We start from the raw sequence: 15,618 nt of genomic DNA, 5'->3' as shown, positions 1-15,618 counted from the left end.
AAGGATGGATACGTGAGCGAAACAGCCTTGCCTAAAGATGATGTCCAGCCTGTGATCGAGACTCAGGTTGAAACGCCACCGCCGGCCACCGAGCCGCGCCGAGGCAATGGATTGGCGATCGTCGCCTTGTTGCTCGGCGCCGCCGGCGTCGCGATTGGTGGCTGGGGTGTCTGGCAGGTACGTCACCTGCAGACCAACACGCAACAACAGTCGGGCCAGGTGCAGGCGTTGAACGATCAGGCACAGAGCCTGAAACTCAACGAACAGCGCCTGACCGAACGCCTCGCGCAGTTGCCGGGTGCCGATGAACTGGCTGATCGACAGCGTCTGGTGACTCAACTGCAGGGTGATCAACAGCGCCTCAATCAGCGTCTGGAAACGGTCCTTGGCGCCAGTCGCAAGGATTGGCGCCTGGCTGAGGCCGAGCACTTGCTGCGTCTGGCCAGCCTGCGTCTGTCGGCGTTGCAGGACATCAGCAGCGCACAGGCATTGGTACAGGGCGCCGATGAAATCCTGCGTGAGCAAAACGACCCCGGATCGTTCGCCGCCCGTGAGCAAGTGGCGAAAACCCTCGTCGCCCTGCGCAGCACCGAGCAGCCGGATCGCACCGGATTGTTTCTGCGTATTGGTGCCCTGCGCGATCAGGTCATCAGCCTCACCGAGCTGGCGCCGGAGTACAAGGATCGCGGTGAGTCGCTGCTGGGCCTGACGTCCGATGGTGACGGCGCCAGTCGCTGGGCGCAGTGGTGGGATCAGATATCGCGCTACATCCGCATTGATTTCAACGCCGACAAGAATGTGAAGCCATTGCTGGCCGGCCAGAGCCTGAGCCAGGTCCGCCTGGCCCTGAGCCTGGCGCTGGAGCAGGCGCAGTGGGCCGCGCTCAATGGTCAGGCGCCGGTTTATACCCAGGCGCTGGCCGAGGCGCGTGACGTGCTCAAGGGCAATTTCAACCCGGACAATCCGCAGAGCAAAGTGATGCTCGAACAGGTCGCCGAGCTGAGCAAGGCACCGGTCACGGTCGCCACGCCGGATCTGGCCGGCACGTTGAGTGCGGTTCAGGCTTATCTTGAGCGGCGTAACGTCAACGCCGAAGAGTCGGTGAAACCCTTCGCCAAACCTGCTGCCAGCACTGCGCAGGAGGCCACGCCATGAAACGCCTGTATGTGATCGTGTTTCTGGTGATCGCCGCGACGGCGGCGTTGGGGCTGGCGATTGCCGAGCATTCCGGTTACGTGCTGGTCGCCTACAAGAGCTTCCGCTATGAGTCGAGCCTGTGGGCGACTCTTGCGGTGATCGCAGTGTTGTGGCTGGTGATCTGGGGGATCAAGGCACTGGTTGAACTGGTCATGACCTCCAGCGGCGTGGTCAACCCGTGGTCGCGACGCAACCGCAGCCGTCGCGTGCAAGTGGCGATCGAACATGGTCAGCTGGATCTGGCGGAAGGTCGCTGGGCCAGCGCGCAGCGTCATCTTTACCGCGCCGCCGAAGCTGAACGCCAACCGTTGCTGTACTACCTCGGCGCGGCCCGGGCGGCCAACGAGCAAGGCCATTACGAGGAGTGCGATCGCTTGCTGGAGCGGGCGCTCGAACGCCAACCTCAGGCTGAGTTGGCGATTGCCTTGAGCCATGCACAGTTGCAGACCGATCGCGGCGATACCGAGGGCGCCCTGGTGACCCTGCAAGCGATGCACGAACGTCATCCACGCAATGCGCAGACGTTGCGGCAATTGCAGCGTCTGTATCAGCAACGTGGCGAATGGTCGGCGGTGATTCGTCTGTTGCCGGAGCTGCGCAAGGACAAAGTCCTGCCGCCGTCCGAACTGGCTGAGCTGGAACGGCGCGCCTGGGGCGAAAACCTGTCGCTGGCGGCGCACCGTGACGAGGACGGCAGCGTGGGCCGGCAGTCGCTGCAGCGGGCCTGGGAACAGCTCACCTCTGCCCAGCGTCAGGAGCCACCGCTGGTGCTGGCGTACGCCGAGCAGTTGCGTCAGTTGGGGGCTCAGGTCGAGGCTGAAGAGGTCCTGCGCACGGCGCTGAAGCGCAAGTACGACAGCCATCTCGCCCGGCTTTATGGTCTGGTGCGCGGCAGTGATCCTGCGCGCCAGCTGCAAACCGCCGAAGGCTGGCTCAAGGAGCATCCGGGCGACCCGAGCCTGCTGCTGACTCTGGGACGTCTCTGCCTGCAAACCAGTCTGTGGGGCAAGGCCCGGGATTATCTGGAAAGCAGCCTGCGCGTGCAGCGCAATCCGGAAACCTGTGCCGAGCTGGCCCGCCTGCTTGCGCAACTGGGCGATACCGAGCGCAGCAATCAGTTGTTTCAGGAAGGGCTTGGTCTGTTGGATGAGCGCTTGCTGGCCGCGCCGTTGCCGGCTCCGGTGCATGCCTGAAGACACGAGGGAGGCCTCTCCCTCGTTGACCGTTTACGACCGAAATTCAACTTCAGTCAGCGCCCTGGATAAAGTCCTACAGAGGGCTTCATCCTTTCCTCTTGAACCTGTCGGGTTTTCCCTACACCTCTGGTGAACTGTCGTCAGGACCTCGTCTTGAAAGGCTGACACGCTTTCCTCTACCGTTACAGCCTGTCTCCACTGTTACGGAAAAGCCATGTCGTTGGCCTGCTCACGCTCCTTGTTTTTCATGGCTTTCACTGCGGGGGCCTTTGCTCTGGGAGCTTCCTATTATCTTGAATACGCGGTCGGTCTGGCGCCGTGCAGTCTATGTCTGGTGCAGCGGTTGTTTCTTACGCTGCTGTGCGTGTGCTGCGGTCTGGCGGCGGTGCATGGCCCCAGGCGTGTTGGCTTGTGGCTTTACTGGCTGCTGGTGCTGTGCGCGAGTCTGGGCGGCACCACGGCGGCCTGGCGCCAGGTGCTGATACATAGCGATCCGGTGCTGCAACTGGACAATTGTGCCCCGGCGGCCGAGACGCTGTTCAGTGGACTGTCGTGGATCTGCGCATTGCAACGAATGTTTAACGGCGGTACTGATTGCGCGGAAATTTCCTGGACGCTGTTCGATCTGAGTCTTCCGGAATGGAGTCTGTTGTTCTTTGTCGCGGTGTCGATTCTCGCGGTCTATCAAATGTTACGGCTGGTCTGGGGCGCTCTGCAGCGACCGCTCAGCGGCGAAGCGTCGCACCGGGGGGGGCTGCGGGATTAAACACTTGTATGAACTTTATCTCCTGCGTACCTTGAAGCCATAGGCGTGCGGGCATAATCTGGCCCGCACGTGTCATTGGATTTATGTTGCTCGATGACGCTCTGCCCGGCCGTCCCCCAAGCCAAAACCAAAAGCGGGGCGCGGGTGTAGAGCAGCATGACCCACAAGGGAAGAGAGATTGCCATGCTCGAAAGTTGTCAGAATGCTCAGGAACGTTGGGGTGGAGTTCATCTGCTGATCGACCGCTGGTTGCAGGAGCGTGAGGAGCTGATTGGCGCCTACGACAAACTCGGCGCGCAGCCTGAGTCGTTGTCCGAGAGCCGTAAGCCTTTGCAGGAATTCTGCGGCGTGCTGGTTGATTACGTGTCGGCCGGGCATTTCGAAATCTATGAACAGCTGACGGGCGAAGCCAAGGCGTTCAACGACAAGCGAGGCCTGGAACTCGCCGAGACGATCTACCCGCGTATCGACGTCATCACCGAGAAGCTGCTCGCGTTCAATGATCTGTGCGATGCCGGCAAATGCGTTGCCGAGAAATTCAAGGAGCTCGGTGGCCTGCTCCACGAACGCTTCGAACTCGAAGACTGCCTGATTGAAGTGCTGCATACGGCACACAAGGAAGAGGATCCGGTTCAGGCCTGATCCGAACCCTGATCAAAAAAAGGTGCGCCCCAGGCGCACCTTTTTTTATTGCCTGATCAACTGGTCGCGCCGCGTAATTCCACTTCAAACACCAGTGGTGTAAACGGTGCGATCAAGTCGCCGGCGCCATCAGCGCCATAGGCCTGATCCGATGGAATCACCAGTCGCCATTTCGCCCCTACCGGCATGTTCTGCAACGCGGTGCGCCAACCGGCAATCACGCTGTCGAGGTTGAACCATTGCGGTTGAGTGTTCTGATCGAACACGGTGCCGTCCGGCAGTCGACCGACATACAGCACCTGCACTTTTCCATCGGGGCCGGCCTTGGCGCCAGTGCCCGGTGTCAGCTCGGTGAGCAGGATGCCGTCAGCCAGTTCCTTCACACCCGGTTTGGCTTTTTCAGCGGTGAGGAAACGTTGTTCGTTTTCCATCGCGACGTCGCTGGAGTTCTGTGAAGCGTGCTCGGCGTTTTGCGATTCATGATCGGCAAGGATCTGTTCGATGCGCGCTTCGCTCAGCGCCAGCGGCTTGCCTTGATAAGCCTGCTGCAAGCCTTCGACCAGTGCCTGAATCTGCAATTGCGGGACTTCCTGGCGTAGCCGTTCACCGAGGCTGGCACCCAGGCTGTAAGCCAGATCGTGAGCGTCATTCGCGGTGGTTTTTTCGTCAGCGTGGACTGCGGAAAAAACCAGGCAGAGGGATAAAAAAAAGTAGCGCGACATGGGCACTCTCCGTCCTGAGATGCGGTGGATTATGCCAGCGCAAACGACTGCAACGGTGAACTGCTTTTGCCTTTGCGCAGAACATTTTCGCTTCGGTGCAACGCAACGCAAACGATACTGTCAAGATGCCCTAGCGGCGGTAACTGCAGAGGTCTAGTATGAGCCGCACCCACGTCAGCCAGGAGGTAAACCATGTCGGCCACCAAGAAGCCTGTAAATACTCCGTTGCACTTACTCCAACAACTCTCGGGCAGCCTGCTCGAGCATCTGGAAAACGCTTGCTCCCAAGCCTTGGCTGATGCTGAAAAACTGCTCGCCAAACTGGAAAAGCAACGCGGCAAGGCGCAAGAAAAACTGCACAAATCCCGCACCAAATTGCAGGACGCAGCCACTGCCGGTAAAGCCAAGGCACAGAACAAAGCCAAGGCTGCGGTGAAAGAACTGGAAGACCTGCTCGATGCTTTAAAAGAGCGTCAGTCCGACACTCGCAGCTACATTCTGCAACTCAAGCGCGATGCTCAGGAAAGCCTGAAACTGGCCCAGGGTGTGGGTCGCGTCCAGGAGGCAGTGGGTAAAGTGCTGACTTCCCGTGCAGCCAAACCCGCAGCAGCACCGGCGAAGAAAGCCGCAGCCAAACCTGCTGCAGCTAAACCTGCTGCAACCAAGGCGCCAGCGAAAACGGCTGCTGCCAAACCGGCGGCTAAAGTTGCTGCAAAAGCACCCGTGAAAGCGGCTGCCAAACCTGCTGTGAAAAAACCGGCTGCGGCCAGCGCTGCGAAGCCGGCTGCTAAAACCACCGCTGCAAAACCAGCTGCCGCTAAACCAGCCGCTGCCAAAGCCGCTCCGGCGAAAACCGCCGCTGCCAAACCGGCTGCCAAAACCGCTGCGGCAAAACCGGCTGCCAAGCCTGCCGCCAAAACTGCAGCCGCCCGTCCTGCTGCCAAAGCCGCCGCGAAACCGGCCGCGAAGCCTGCGGCAAAACCCGCGGCAAAACCCGCTGTGAAGGCCGCTGCCAAACCAGCAGCCAAGCCAACTGCTGCAGCCAAACCGGCAGCGACTGCCGCCAAGCCTGCTGCGGCTAAACCTGCTGCCAAGCCGGCCGCAAAACCAGCCGCAAAACCAGCCGCGAAAAAACCAGCTGCCGCCAAACCAGCTGCCGCCAAACCGGCCACGGCTCCAGCGGCCAAGCCTGCCGCACCGGCAACCTCGCCAGCGACCGCTGCGCCGGCAGCTACGGCCTCGACCACCACGACTGCGCCAACGCCGGCCGCTGCGTCGAGCGTCACCAGCAACCCAACCAGCGCTTCCTAAGCGCGGGTGACCGCGTCGCGCAGCACTTGCAGCGCGTCGCGGTTCGGGCTGGCGCCCATCAGGCTTTCCAGCCACTCATTCGCCGCTGATAGCGCCTGCGGCCAGTTCTGAGCCACCTGCTCCAACTGCCACAACAGATGCCGTTCGGCCTCCAGTTCCAGCGCCTTCATCTGTTCGCGCAACCCCTTGAGCACCGGATCTTCCGCCGCCAGGGTTTTCCATTGCATGCGCAATGCCCGCAGCGGTTGCACCACCTCGATATCCCAGGGACCCACCAGCATTTGCAGTTGCTGCACGCGTTGTTCGTTGCAGGCAATTGCGCGTTGTTCCAGCCACAAACCGCACAGCAGCAGGCAGACATTGGCCCCCGTCGATTGCAGTTGCAGGCAAGCGTCTTCCACACCCGGGCGGGCGTAGGTGGCAAGGGAAAAGCTCCACAGGTCAGAGGACATCGTGCTACTCGCGCCAGTTGTGAGCGAAGCTGGTAGACTCCGCCGCCATTATGATCCGACTTCAGAACCTGACTTTACAGCGTGGCCCGCAACGTCTGCTAGAAGACGCCGAGCTGACCCTGCACGCCGGCCACAAAGCCGGCCTCATCGGTGCCAACGGCGCCGGCAAATCCAGCCTGTTCGCCTTGTTGCGCGGCGAGTTGCACCCGGACTCGGGCGATTGCCTGTTGCCGGCCGACTGGCGGATCGCGCACATGCGCCAGGAGGTCGACACTCTCGAGCGTCTGGCGGTCGACTATGTGCTCGATGGCGACCTGCGTCTACGCGAAGTGCAGCGTGACCTTGCCATGGCCGAAGAGGCCCACGACGGCACCGCTCTGGCGCGTCTGCACGCCGAACTCGACAGCGCCGACGGTTATACCGCTGACGCACGCGCTCGCAAGTTGCTGGCCGGGCTCGGCTTCACCAACGAGCAGATGGATCGCCAAGTCGGCGATTTCTCCGGTGGCTGGCGGATGCGTCTGAACCTGGCGCAGGCGCTGATGTGCCCGTCGGACCTGTTGCTGCTCGACGAACCGACCAACCACCTGGACCTCGACGCGATCATCTGGCTCGAAGAGTGGCTGAAAAGCTACCCGGGCACCTTGTTGCTGATTTCCCACGACCGCGACTTCCTCGACGAAGTGGTCGATCACGTGGCTCACGTCGATCAACGCAAACTGACCTTGTACCGTGGCGGCTACACCGCGTTCGAACGTGCGCGTGCCGAGCGTCTGGCCCAGCAGCAACAGGCCTACGAGAAGCAGCAGGCGCAACGTGCGCACATGGAAAGCTACATCGCCCGCTTCAAGGCCCAGGCCACCAAGGCCCGCCAGGCGCAGAGCCGGATCAAGGCACTGGAGCGCATGGAAGAACTGTCGGCGGCCCACGTCGATTCGCCGTTCGATTTCGTTTTCCGCGAGTCGACCAAGATCTCCAGCCCGCTGATCGACCTGTCCGATGCACGTCTGGGCTACGGCGACAAAACCATCCTCGAGAAGGTCAAGCTGCAACTGACCCCGGGGGCGCGGATCGGCCTGCTCGGGCCGAACGGTGCGGGTAAATCGACTCTGATCAAGAACCTTGCCGGTGAGCTCGAGCCGCTGGCCGGGCGCCTGACCCGTGGCGAAAACACCGTGGTCGGCTACTTTGCCCAGCATCAGCTCGACTCGCTCGACGCCAAGGCCAGCCCGCTGCTGCACCTGCAGCGTCTGGCGCCGACCGAGCGCGAGCAGACCCTGCGCGACTTCCTCGGCGGTTTCGACTTCCGTGGCGCGCGCATCGACGAACCCGTACTGAATTTCTCCGGTGGCGAAAAGGCGCGTCTGGCCCTGGCGTTGATCGCCTGGGAGCGACCGAACCTGTTGCTGCTCGACGAACCGACCAACCACCTGGACCTGGAAATGCGCCTGGCGCTGACCATGGCGCTGCAGGAATTCAGCGGCGCGGTGCTGGTGGTGTCTCACGATCGCCACTTGCTCAAGAGCACCACCGACAACTTCTACCTGGTCGCTGACGGCAAGGTCGAAGAGTTCGATGGTGACCTCGAAGATTATGCCCGCTGGCTGGTGGAATACCGTCAGCGCAACGCGCCGGTCAGCAACACCCCGGTCAACCCGGACAAGACCGACAAGAAGGCCCAGCGTCAGGCCGCGGCGGCCTTGCGTCAGCAACTGGCACCGCACAAGCGTGAAGCCGACAAGCTCGAAGCCGAGCTGGGCAAACTTCACGAGAAACTCGCCAAGGTCGACGCCAGCCTCGGCGACAGCGACATCTACGAGCCGGCGCGCAAGAACGAATTGCGTGATCTGCTGGCCGAACAAGCCAAGCTGAAAGTGCGCGAAGCCGAGCTGGAAGAGGCCTGGATGGAAGCGCTCGAGACGCTGGAAAGCATGCAGGCGGAGCTGGAGGCGCTGTCCTGATGGAAGCGTTCAAGCTGCCGCTGCCGGCGGAGTGGGTCGAGCCGGTCTGGTTTGGCGTGCAGATTCTGCTGATCCTGCTGGCCGGTTATCTGGCCCAGCGCTTCGTCGCCAAAGGCCTGACCCGACTGGGTGAGCGCTATCCGTTCCCGCCGCAGTTGCTGATGCCGCTGCGTGGCGCGCTGCGCTGGCTGATCATGGGCAGCGCGCTGATCTTCGTGCTGGAACGCCTCGGGGTGTCGGCCACCGTGTTGTGGACGGCCCTGTCGGGTTTCGTCGCGGTGGCGGCGGTGGCGTTCTTCGCGATGTGGAGTGTGCTGTCGAACCTGCTGTGCGCGATCCTGATCTTCACCGTCGGGCCGTTTCGCCTGGGCGATGTGGTCGAGCTGGTCGATACCACTGACAAACCAGGCGTCAAAGGCCGGGTGGTGGCGATCAATCTGCTTTACACCACGTTGATCGAGGCTGAAGAACTGGGCACCGGTAGTGCGATGGTGCAGGTGCCGAACAGCCTGTTCTTCCAGCGTTCGGTGCGGCGCTGGCGCGGCAGCGATGTGTTTCCTTCCAGCGGTTTCGAAAAATAGATTCCCCGGACATTTGGTCTGACGCCTTTGCGGGCAAGCCCGCTCCCACCGTAAAAATCGGTAGTCATCCGCCCCAAACCGCATTAGCTTTGACGTTTGTCACGAGCATGAGTCGAGGTGTGCGATGGAGCTACAAACATGGCTGGCGTTTTTCGCCGCCTGCTGGGTGATCAGCCTTTCCCCGGGTGCGGGCGCCATTGCGTCGATGTCCAGCGGTTTGCAATACGGTTTCTGGCGCGGCTACTGGAACGCCCTCGGCCTGCAAATCGGCCTGGCTGTGCAGATTGCGATTGTCGGCGCCGGTGTTGGTGCGATCCTCACTGCCTCGGCCACCGCGTTCCATGCGATCAAATGGTTCGGTGTGGCGTATCTGGTTTATCTGGCTATCAAGCAATGGCGTGCGCTGCCCATGGACATGAGCGATGACGCGGCGGTGCGGCCGATCGGCCGGCCGCTGGCGTTGGTGTTCCGCGGCTTTCTGGTGAACATCAGCAACCCCAAGGCCTTGGTGTTCATGCTGGCGGTGCTGCCGCAGTTCATCAATCCCCATGCGCCGTTGCTGATTCAGTATGTGGTGATTGGTGTGACGATGATCTTTGTCGACCTGATTGTCATGGCGGGCTACACCGGGCTGGCGTCGAAGGTGCTGCGCCTGTTGCGTACACCGCAGCAGCAGAAGCGCATGAACCGCACGTTTGCCGGGCTGTTCATCGGTGCAGCGGCGTTTATGGCAACGTTGCGCAAAGCGGCGGCGTAAACCTTCCAGGCAGAAAAAAGGCGACCTCGTGAGGTCGCCTTTTTCATTTCTACCGAGACATCGGGGCAAGCGAGCTTTTGTGGCGAGGGGATTTATCCCCGTTGGACTGCGCAGCAGTCCCCATCTTCTTGAATCAAGAGCGAGGGCCGCTTCGCGACCCAACGGGGATAAATCCCCTCGCCACAGAGTCTCTCGCCACAAAGGCCTCAGATCCGGCTCAGTGCAAAATTACCGGCGCGGTATCACGCGGCAGATTGTTGCGCTGTGGTGCTTCGCGCGGCTGCTCGTAGCCGCCACCACCGAGCTGCATGCTCAGTTGCCCGGCCACGTCTTCCCCCAGTGCTTTCGACACCTCACGCACCACCCGAGGGCGGTTCAGCGAGATCTTGATGTCGCGGCCGTTCACCAGTTTGGTGTCCTGCGCTTCACCCATCGCCGTGAAGGCCGAGGTAATCTCGTAGGTCTTGGTGTTGATCAGGCTGAAATCCGCCACCAGCGTCAGGCCCAGCACCGCCGAATAGCTGTCGGTGTGCGCCAGCTCGTTCATGTCCTGGGTGAAGTCGATGTCCGACACGGTGCCGAACAGCACATAGTCGGCACCCTTGAAGTTGCCGGCCTTGATGCGCTTGATCACGTCGTAGATGTCACCCTTTGACGACGCGGTGTACGGCGTGCCCTGCACCAGCTGGAACATGCCGGTGCGCAGGATTTCACCCTTGATGTCGCCGGTGAATTTACGCAGTTCACCCTGTTCGATGTAGCTGGTGGTCGCTTCCAGCTCGTTGTAGTTCGAAGAACCACTGGAGCTGTAGTAACCCTCGCGGTAATTGCTCTGCGCTGAAACGATGTGGATGTATTGCTCCACGCGCTCCTGATACGCCAGATCCGTCACCGCGACTTTCGGGGCCGCTTGCACGCTGAACGCGCAAGCCAGGGCCATCATGCCAATCCATGTGCGCATTGATTAACGCTCCGTGGTTTTGCGGATCTCTTTTTCGTCCATCCACTCGGCCAGACCGCTTTCGACGTCGATCAGTTGCAGGCTGAATTTGTAGAAGACGTCCTTGTAGTCGCTGCTGCGCTTGACGATCGAGCTGATCGAGCCTTCGATGCGGTACTTGGCGGCAACCATGTTGCCAGTCTTGGCCACGGTGCTTTTCTTGTACAGGCCGCTCTGGTTTTGCAGCTTGAGCTGGTCAACCTGGCTCTGCATGGCGTTGTTGTCGCTGGCGAAACGGGCCACGCCGGTTTTCATCAACTGGGTCTTGATGCTGGTGGTGATCTCACGCGTGTCGATGTACTCGCTGGTCTTGTTCTTCACGTCGTAGACCTGAACCACCGGGCGACCCTGCAGGATGCCGGACTGGGCCAGGGAACGGGTCATCGACTCGGCAATCATTTGCAGGTCGGTCGAACCGAATTCGTTGGTCACGGTTTCAACCGCTTTGGTGTCGCCGTAGCTGATGTTCTTGCTGCCCAGGGTCGGCGAAGTGTTGGCGCAACCGGAGGCCAGCAGGGCGAGGACGGCGATGCAGGAAAAGCGTGCAAACATGGGAATGCTCTCTCAAACAGAAATAGGGTGGCGGACTTAAGGCGTCTTGAGTTCCAGACGGAAATCCACGGCTTTCGGCGTCGGCGCGATGCCCTGGATGAAGCTGGTCTGGGCGCCGTACATCATCTGGCTTTTCCAGACTTCTTCCTCGGCGATCGGGAAGCCTTCCGCGCCAAGCCAGGCGAAGCGGTAGTAGAAAATCTTGTTGCTGTTGAGCGTGTTGCTCAACTGCACATTGACGGTCATGAAGCCGTTTTCGCGGGCGACGCGCATGGCGCCGACGACGATGTGTTTCTGCGGCCCCATGGCCACGACTTTGCTCGCGGCGCTGCCCGGCTCTGGCGGTGGCGGGGTGGCGCAGCCGCTGGCCAGGACGGCGAGGGCGGCAACGGCGATGAGTTTGAAGCGCATGCAAAGACTCCGTTCTTAAGGTTGTTTGAGGCTGGCGACGTTGGTCGCGCCGGCGCTCGGGATCACGTGGGCGGCGATGCCACCGGCGAATACTTGATTGCCCACGGCGCGCAGGCTGATCACCTGATAACGCTGGTCGACGGTGACCTTGACCACCGAACCGCCCACGGCGCTCGGCAGGCTGACCTGGTGCTCGCCTTTCTTCAAGCGCAGACGCACCACTTGGGTGTTGTCTGGCAGGGTGCGCCACGTACGGGTATCGGCACCTTCCAGCACAGCTGAAGAGATACCCACGGCCAGACCCGCGAGCGGGTTGGTTTCGTTGATCTTTTTCTGCGCCACACCTTTGGTGATTGCGCGCACGGTGGTGCGCACGATGATCCCCGGCATGTCATCGCGCAGGGCGCGGCGGGACATGGCGGTGGTGCTGTTGAGGGCGGTCAGGTTGACTTGCTGGCCATCGACGCCGATCTGCGCGAACGGCGCAGTGGAGGTGTCAGGCTTGATGATCGGGAACGACAGCGGAGTGATCACCACGTTGTTGGAAATCGGCAATGGCAGCGGCACGCGGATCGAGTCGCGCGACGGCGCCAGGCCGCTTTGCACCACGATCAGGATGTCGCTGTCGTCAGACTTGGACGGCTTGTCGAGGTTGACCAGTGCCTGTTCCAGCAACGGTGTGTTCGGCCGCAGTTCGGCCGCTTTGCGATAGCCCGGTGCAGCCAGATCCTTTTCACCCAGGGCTTCGTAGACGAAACCGGCCAGGTAATGGCTGAACGCACTCTGGTAGCTGTTTTTCAGGCTGACCACTTCCGGCGCATCGAGGCTGGCGACCGGGTAACCCTGCAGATCCTTGTACTGGGTCTTGATCCCTTCTTTCTCGGCCTCTTCTTCGCTTTTCAGGTATTCCTTGTCGCGCAGGTCGGCGATCACCGCTTCACGTTCGTGGGTCTTCTTGATCGCGGTGCGGGCGCCATCGAAGTCATTGACCGCCAGCAGGTTGAGGGCCATCTGCGTGGTCAGCATGACTTTTTCGTAGTCGTAGCCCTCGTAGCGACGCACCTTGTCGTTGACGATGAAGCTGCCGAACTGGGCCAGGTATTTGGCGCTGTCGAGCTTGACCGCATCTTCCCACTGCCCGACCACCTGATCGGCGCTGGTCCAGGCGTTCTGGCTGCCGGACAGGTCGCCTTTGGCGCGCAGCAATTCACCTTTCTCGAAGTAATAGAGCAGGTCCTTGTCGGGGCCGGTGTTGTTCTTTTCCAGCAGGGTCAGGGCGGCATCGACATTGCCGCTGGCCAGTTGCTGGTTGGTCTGGGCCAGTTCCGAGTCGTAGTTGCGAAACGCTGAACAGCCGGATAGCAGGGTGATGGCGCTGAGCGCGATCAGAGTGGGGGCGCGGAATGCCATGGGGGTACTTCTTCCCTGGAGTAAATGCAGCCGCGAATGCTGGTCGGGCTGAGGTGACCCATCGACAGTGGCGCTGGCCTCCTGCCAATTCCTCATAACAAGAGGAGCTTTAATGCCTGATCGCAATAACGAAGGCGCGGCATTATAGGCGGGCGGTGCTGGCTATGTAATAGCTTTTTAATCGCACTTGTTAGTTTGGTGCCATCATTCTAAGCATTATCAATCGTCCTGCGTTCATGGCGTTTCAGGCAGGACCAGTGCGGAACCCACGAAATAGTTTTTGCCCATGAATACCCGCAGATTGAACACTTGATGGTTCTGGTCGACGCGTACCGTGAACCCGTCTTCTGCACGAAAATACGGAAAGCGCACGCGGTGCAGGCCTTTTTTCAGGCGCAGACGGGCGACCAGGGTTTTATCCGGCAGTGTGCGCCAGGTTCGTGTGTCAGCTTCTTCGAAAGGATCGTGATCGGTCACCACCAGCGAAGCCTTGGCCGGATCGCGTTCGTTCTTTTGCGCCTGGCTGATGGCGGCCATGTTGGCACGGAACATGGCGCGGGAAATGATCGCCGGCATGTCATCGCGCAAGGTGCGCATGGCCATGTCCGTGACGCTGTTGATCATCGTCAGCGGGTATTGTTTACCATCGACGAGCACACTCGGAACCGGAGGTGTGAGCGTGTCGGGCACCATCACCGGGAACGAAATCGGGGCGACAATCGTCAGGTTTTCGTTCAGACGCACCGGGATCGGCACTTGCACCGAACTGCGTGCCGGGGCGAAGCCGGCCTGGACCACGATCAGAATCTCGCTTTCATCGCCTGCCGGCCCGGGTTTGTCCAGATTGCGCAGAGCGTTTTCGAGAAACCGCAGGCCCGGGCGCAATTCGATCGCCTGTCGATAGCCGGGTGCCGCGAGCGTACGCTCGCCCAAGGCTTCATAGGTGAAGCCAGCCAGATAATGACTGAACGCACTCTGGTAGCCATTCTTCAGCGCGATGACTTGCGGAGCGTCGAGGATGGTCACCGGATAGCCTTGCAAGTCTTTGTAATGCAGCGTGATCCCTTGGCTTTTGGCTTGCTCTTCAGCTTCTTCGTATTGCCTTTCGCGCTGGCGGGCGATCAGGGTTTCGCGCTCGTGGGTTTTCTTGATGTCGGCCCGGGCACCGTCGAAATCGTTTTCCGCCAGTTGGTTGAGCGCCATCTCGGTGGTCAGCATGACTTTTTCGTAGTCGTAGCCCTCGTAGCGCAGCAGCTTGTCGTTGACCAGCATCGTGCCCATTTCGTTGCCGAAGCGGGTCAGCAGTTTGATTGGGGCTGAGGGGGTGGTCTCTTCACGCTGGAAAATCATCCGGTCGGCACTGCGCCAGGCTTCCTGGCTTTTTGGCAGGTTGGTGCCGGCGCTGAGAATCGCGCCGCGTTCCAGGTAATACAGCAGATCCTTGTCTTCCCAAGGATTGTGCAGCTCCATCAGGTAGAGCGCTTCGTTCAGATTGCCCTGCGCCATCTGGTCGATAGTCTGCTGCATTTCCTGATCGTAATTGCGATAAGCGGCGCAACCGCTCAGTTGCACGATGAGGCTGAGCAGCAGGTAGAACGGCAGACAAGGGCGCATGGAGACGGGTTCTTCCTTGAACGGCAAAAGCACGGGGATGACGCATTATAGGGGCGCTTTGCTGCTGCCGGGTGGGTAAGCATTACGCTAGGCTTGCGCGCTCAGCGATCAACAAGTCGGGGACTCTCGATGAATCAACTGCAAGCCATGCGCGCCTTTTGTTGCATTGTCGAGTGTCGCGGATTCAGCGCCGCTGCCGAGCGACTCGACACCACCCACTCGACCATCTCCCGGCAGTTGCAGCAACTGGAAAGCGAACTCGGCACGCGCCTGATCAACCGCAATACCCGCCGTTTCAGCCTGACCACGGCGGGGCAGCAGTATTACGCGGCGTGCGTGGACATTCTCGAGCGTCTTGATCAGGCTGCGCTGGCAGCGGGGCAGGCTCACGAAAGTCCCAGCGGTGTGCTGCGCATCAGCGCGCCGATGGTCATCGGTACGCTGGAGCTGGCGCATTGGCTGCCGGCGTTTCAACAGCGCTATCCCGAGATCGAGGTGGACCTGTCCTGCGACGATCGTTTCGTCGACCTGATCGCCGAGGGCTTCGACGTGGCGTTGCGCATCTGCGGGCCATTGGCCGACTCGTCATTGGTGGCGCGCCTGCTGACCGTTTCGGACATGTTGCTGGTGGCGTCACCGGGCTACGTCGCCCGTCATGGCCTGGTCCGTCAGGTGCGCGAGCTGACCGGACATCAGTTACTGGCGTTTGCCGGCGGCAGCGACTGGCTGCTGACCGATGCGCGTGGGGGCACCAGCAGCGTGCGCGCGCAAGGCCGGTTCAAGGCCGACTCGATCAGCTCGTTGCACGCTGCGGCGCTGGCCGGTGTCGGGATTGCCGCGTTCACCCGGGCTACGGTGCTGGATGATCTGCTGGCGGGGCGGCTGGTGCAGATCCTGCCCAATTGCAGCCTCGGTCAGCGCCACTATTACGCGCTCTATCCCCATGCCCGACACGTGGCGCTCAAGGTGCGGGTGTTTGTCGAATTCATGCTCGAACACTACCGAAACGCGTCGATGCCATTGCGCTGAAGCGGTTCTCCGTCGAC

Annotated in this window: 16 protein-coding genes; 9 read left to right on the top strand and 7 right to left on the bottom strand. The window is 61.0% G+C overall.

Annotated elements, in window-relative coordinates:
* Window positions 1–12: 12 nt before the first annotated feature.
* The 4 genes from ACXX9E_RS04460 to rsd all read left to right on the top strand — a co-directional run bounded on the left by ACXX9E_RS04460 (window position 13) and on the right by rsd (window position 3,801).
* Window positions 13–1,155 carry a uroporphyrinogen-III C-methyltransferase gene (locus ACXX9E_RS04460; RefSeq protein WP_123469772.1) on the top strand — a complete coding sequence of 381 codons (1,143 nt, stop codon included), beginning with the start codon at window positions 13–15 and terminating at the stop codon, window positions 1,153–1,155.
* A complete protein-coding gene (locus ACXX9E_RS04455) occupies window positions 1,152–2,390 on the top strand; it encodes a heme biosynthesis protein HemY (protein ID WP_128616327.1) in 1,239 nt (412 codons plus the stop codon). The genes ACXX9E_RS04460 and ACXX9E_RS04455 overlap by 4 nt, the downstream gene beginning before the upstream one ends.
* A 217-nt stretch (window positions 2,391–2,607) precedes the next feature.
* Window positions 2,608–3,159, top strand: a complete 552-nt coding sequence (locus tag ACXX9E_RS04450) for a disulfide bond formation protein B (protein ID WP_458555076.1) — start codon at window positions 2,608–2,610, stop codon at window positions 3,157–3,159.
* Between the two features lie 183 nt (window positions 3,160–3,342).
* A complete protein-coding gene (gene rsd, locus ACXX9E_RS04445; protein WP_123469766.1) occupies window positions 3,343–3,801 on the top strand; it encodes a sigma D regulator in 459 nt (152 codons plus the stop codon).
* Window positions 3,802–3,857: 56 nt separating this feature from the next.
* On the opposite strand, the gene ACXX9E_RS04440 is transcribed toward rsd, so the two are convergent.
* Window positions 3,858–4,523, bottom strand: coding sequence for an FKBP-type peptidyl-prolyl cis-trans isomerase (locus ACXX9E_RS04440; protein ID WP_123469764.1), 666 nt, complete (start codon window positions 4,521–4,523; stop codon window positions 3,858–3,860).
* A 192-nt stretch (window positions 4,524–4,715) separates the two neighbouring features.
* Here ACXX9E_RS04440 and ACXX9E_RS04435 point away from each other — a divergent pair, with 192 nt between their 5' ends.
* A complete protein-coding gene (locus ACXX9E_RS04435; protein WP_458555075.1) occupies window positions 4,716–5,834 on the top strand; it encodes an AlgP family protein in 1,119 nt (372 codons plus the stop codon).
* On the opposite strand, the gene ACXX9E_RS04430 is transcribed toward ACXX9E_RS04435, so the two are convergent.
* Window positions 5,831–6,286, bottom strand: a complete 456-nt coding sequence (locus tag ACXX9E_RS04430) for a TIGR02444 family protein (protein ID WP_458555074.1) — start codon at window positions 6,284–6,286, stop codon at window positions 5,831–5,833. The genes ACXX9E_RS04435 and ACXX9E_RS04430 overlap by 4 nt on opposite strands.
* A 50-nt stretch (window positions 6,287–6,336) precedes the next feature.
* On the opposite strand from ACXX9E_RS04430, the gene ACXX9E_RS04425 reads away from it, so the two are divergent.
* The 3 genes from ACXX9E_RS04425 (at window position 6,337) to ACXX9E_RS04415 (ending at window position 9,585) form a co-directional block, all read left to right on the top strand.
* Window positions 6,337–8,247, top strand: coding sequence for an ATP-binding cassette domain-containing protein (locus tag ACXX9E_RS04425; RefSeq protein WP_458555073.1), 1,911 nt, complete (start codon window positions 6,337–6,339; stop codon window positions 8,245–8,247).
* Complete coding sequence (locus ACXX9E_RS04420; protein WP_123469756.1) at window positions 8,247–8,828, top strand: mechanosensitive ion channel family protein; 582 nt, start codon at window positions 8,247–8,249, stop codon at window positions 8,826–8,828. The genes ACXX9E_RS04425 and ACXX9E_RS04420 overlap by 1 nt, the downstream gene beginning before the upstream one ends.
* A 124-nt stretch (window positions 8,829–8,952) precedes the next feature.
* A complete protein-coding gene (locus tag ACXX9E_RS04415) occupies window positions 8,953–9,585 on the top strand; it encodes a LysE family transporter (protein WP_123469754.1) in 633 nt (210 codons plus the stop codon).
* Window positions 9,586–9,802: 217 nt separating this feature from the next.
* Here the strand turns inward: ACXX9E_RS04415 and ACXX9E_RS04410 are convergent, their stop codons facing one another.
* The 5 genes from ACXX9E_RS04410 to ACXX9E_RS04390 all read right to left on the bottom strand — a co-directional run bounded on the left by ACXX9E_RS04410 (window position 9,803) and on the right by ACXX9E_RS04390 (window position 14,572).
* Window positions 9,803–10,546, bottom strand: coding sequence for a penicillin-binding protein activator LpoB (locus ACXX9E_RS04410; RefSeq protein ID WP_123469752.1), 744 nt, complete (start codon window positions 10,544–10,546; stop codon window positions 9,803–9,805).
* Between the two features lie 3 nt (window positions 10,547–10,549).
* Entirely contained in the window at window positions 10,550–11,137 is a 588-nt protein-coding gene (lpoB, locus tag ACXX9E_RS04405; protein ID WP_123469750.1) for a penicillin-binding protein activator LpoB, read from the bottom strand.
* 36 nt (window positions 11,138–11,173) lie between these two features.
* Window positions 11,174–11,548 carry a YcfL family putative periplasmic lipoprotein gene (locus ACXX9E_RS04400; protein ID WP_186744045.1) on the bottom strand — a complete coding sequence of 125 codons (375 nt, stop codon included), beginning with the start codon at window positions 11,546–11,548 and terminating at the stop codon, window positions 11,174–11,176.
* Window positions 11,549–11,563: 15 nt separating this feature from the next.
* Window positions 11,564–12,958, bottom strand: coding sequence for a COG3014 family protein (locus tag ACXX9E_RS04395; RefSeq protein WP_123469746.1), 1,395 nt, complete (start codon window positions 12,956–12,958; stop codon window positions 11,564–11,566).
* A gap of 234 nt (window positions 12,959–13,192) precedes the next feature.
* Window positions 13,193–14,572: a COG3014 family protein gene (locus ACXX9E_RS04390; RefSeq protein WP_458555072.1), complete on the bottom strand. Its 1,380-nt coding sequence runs from the start codon at window positions 14,570–14,572 to the stop codon at window positions 13,193–13,195.
* Between the two features lie 129 nt (window positions 14,573–14,701).
* Here ACXX9E_RS04390 and ACXX9E_RS04385 point away from each other — a divergent pair, with 129 nt between their 5' ends.
* Window positions 14,702–15,601: a LysR family transcriptional regulator gene (locus tag ACXX9E_RS04385; RefSeq protein ID WP_458555071.1), complete on the top strand. Its 900-nt coding sequence runs from the start codon at window positions 14,702–14,704 to the stop codon at window positions 15,599–15,601.
* Window positions 15,602–15,618: the final 17 nt, after the last annotated feature.

It is taken from the genome of Pseudomonas sp. GNP014, from assembly GCF_054344005.1.
Note: the sequence above shows the minus strand (reverse complement) of the source record. Positions and strands in the feature narration are given on the sequence as shown.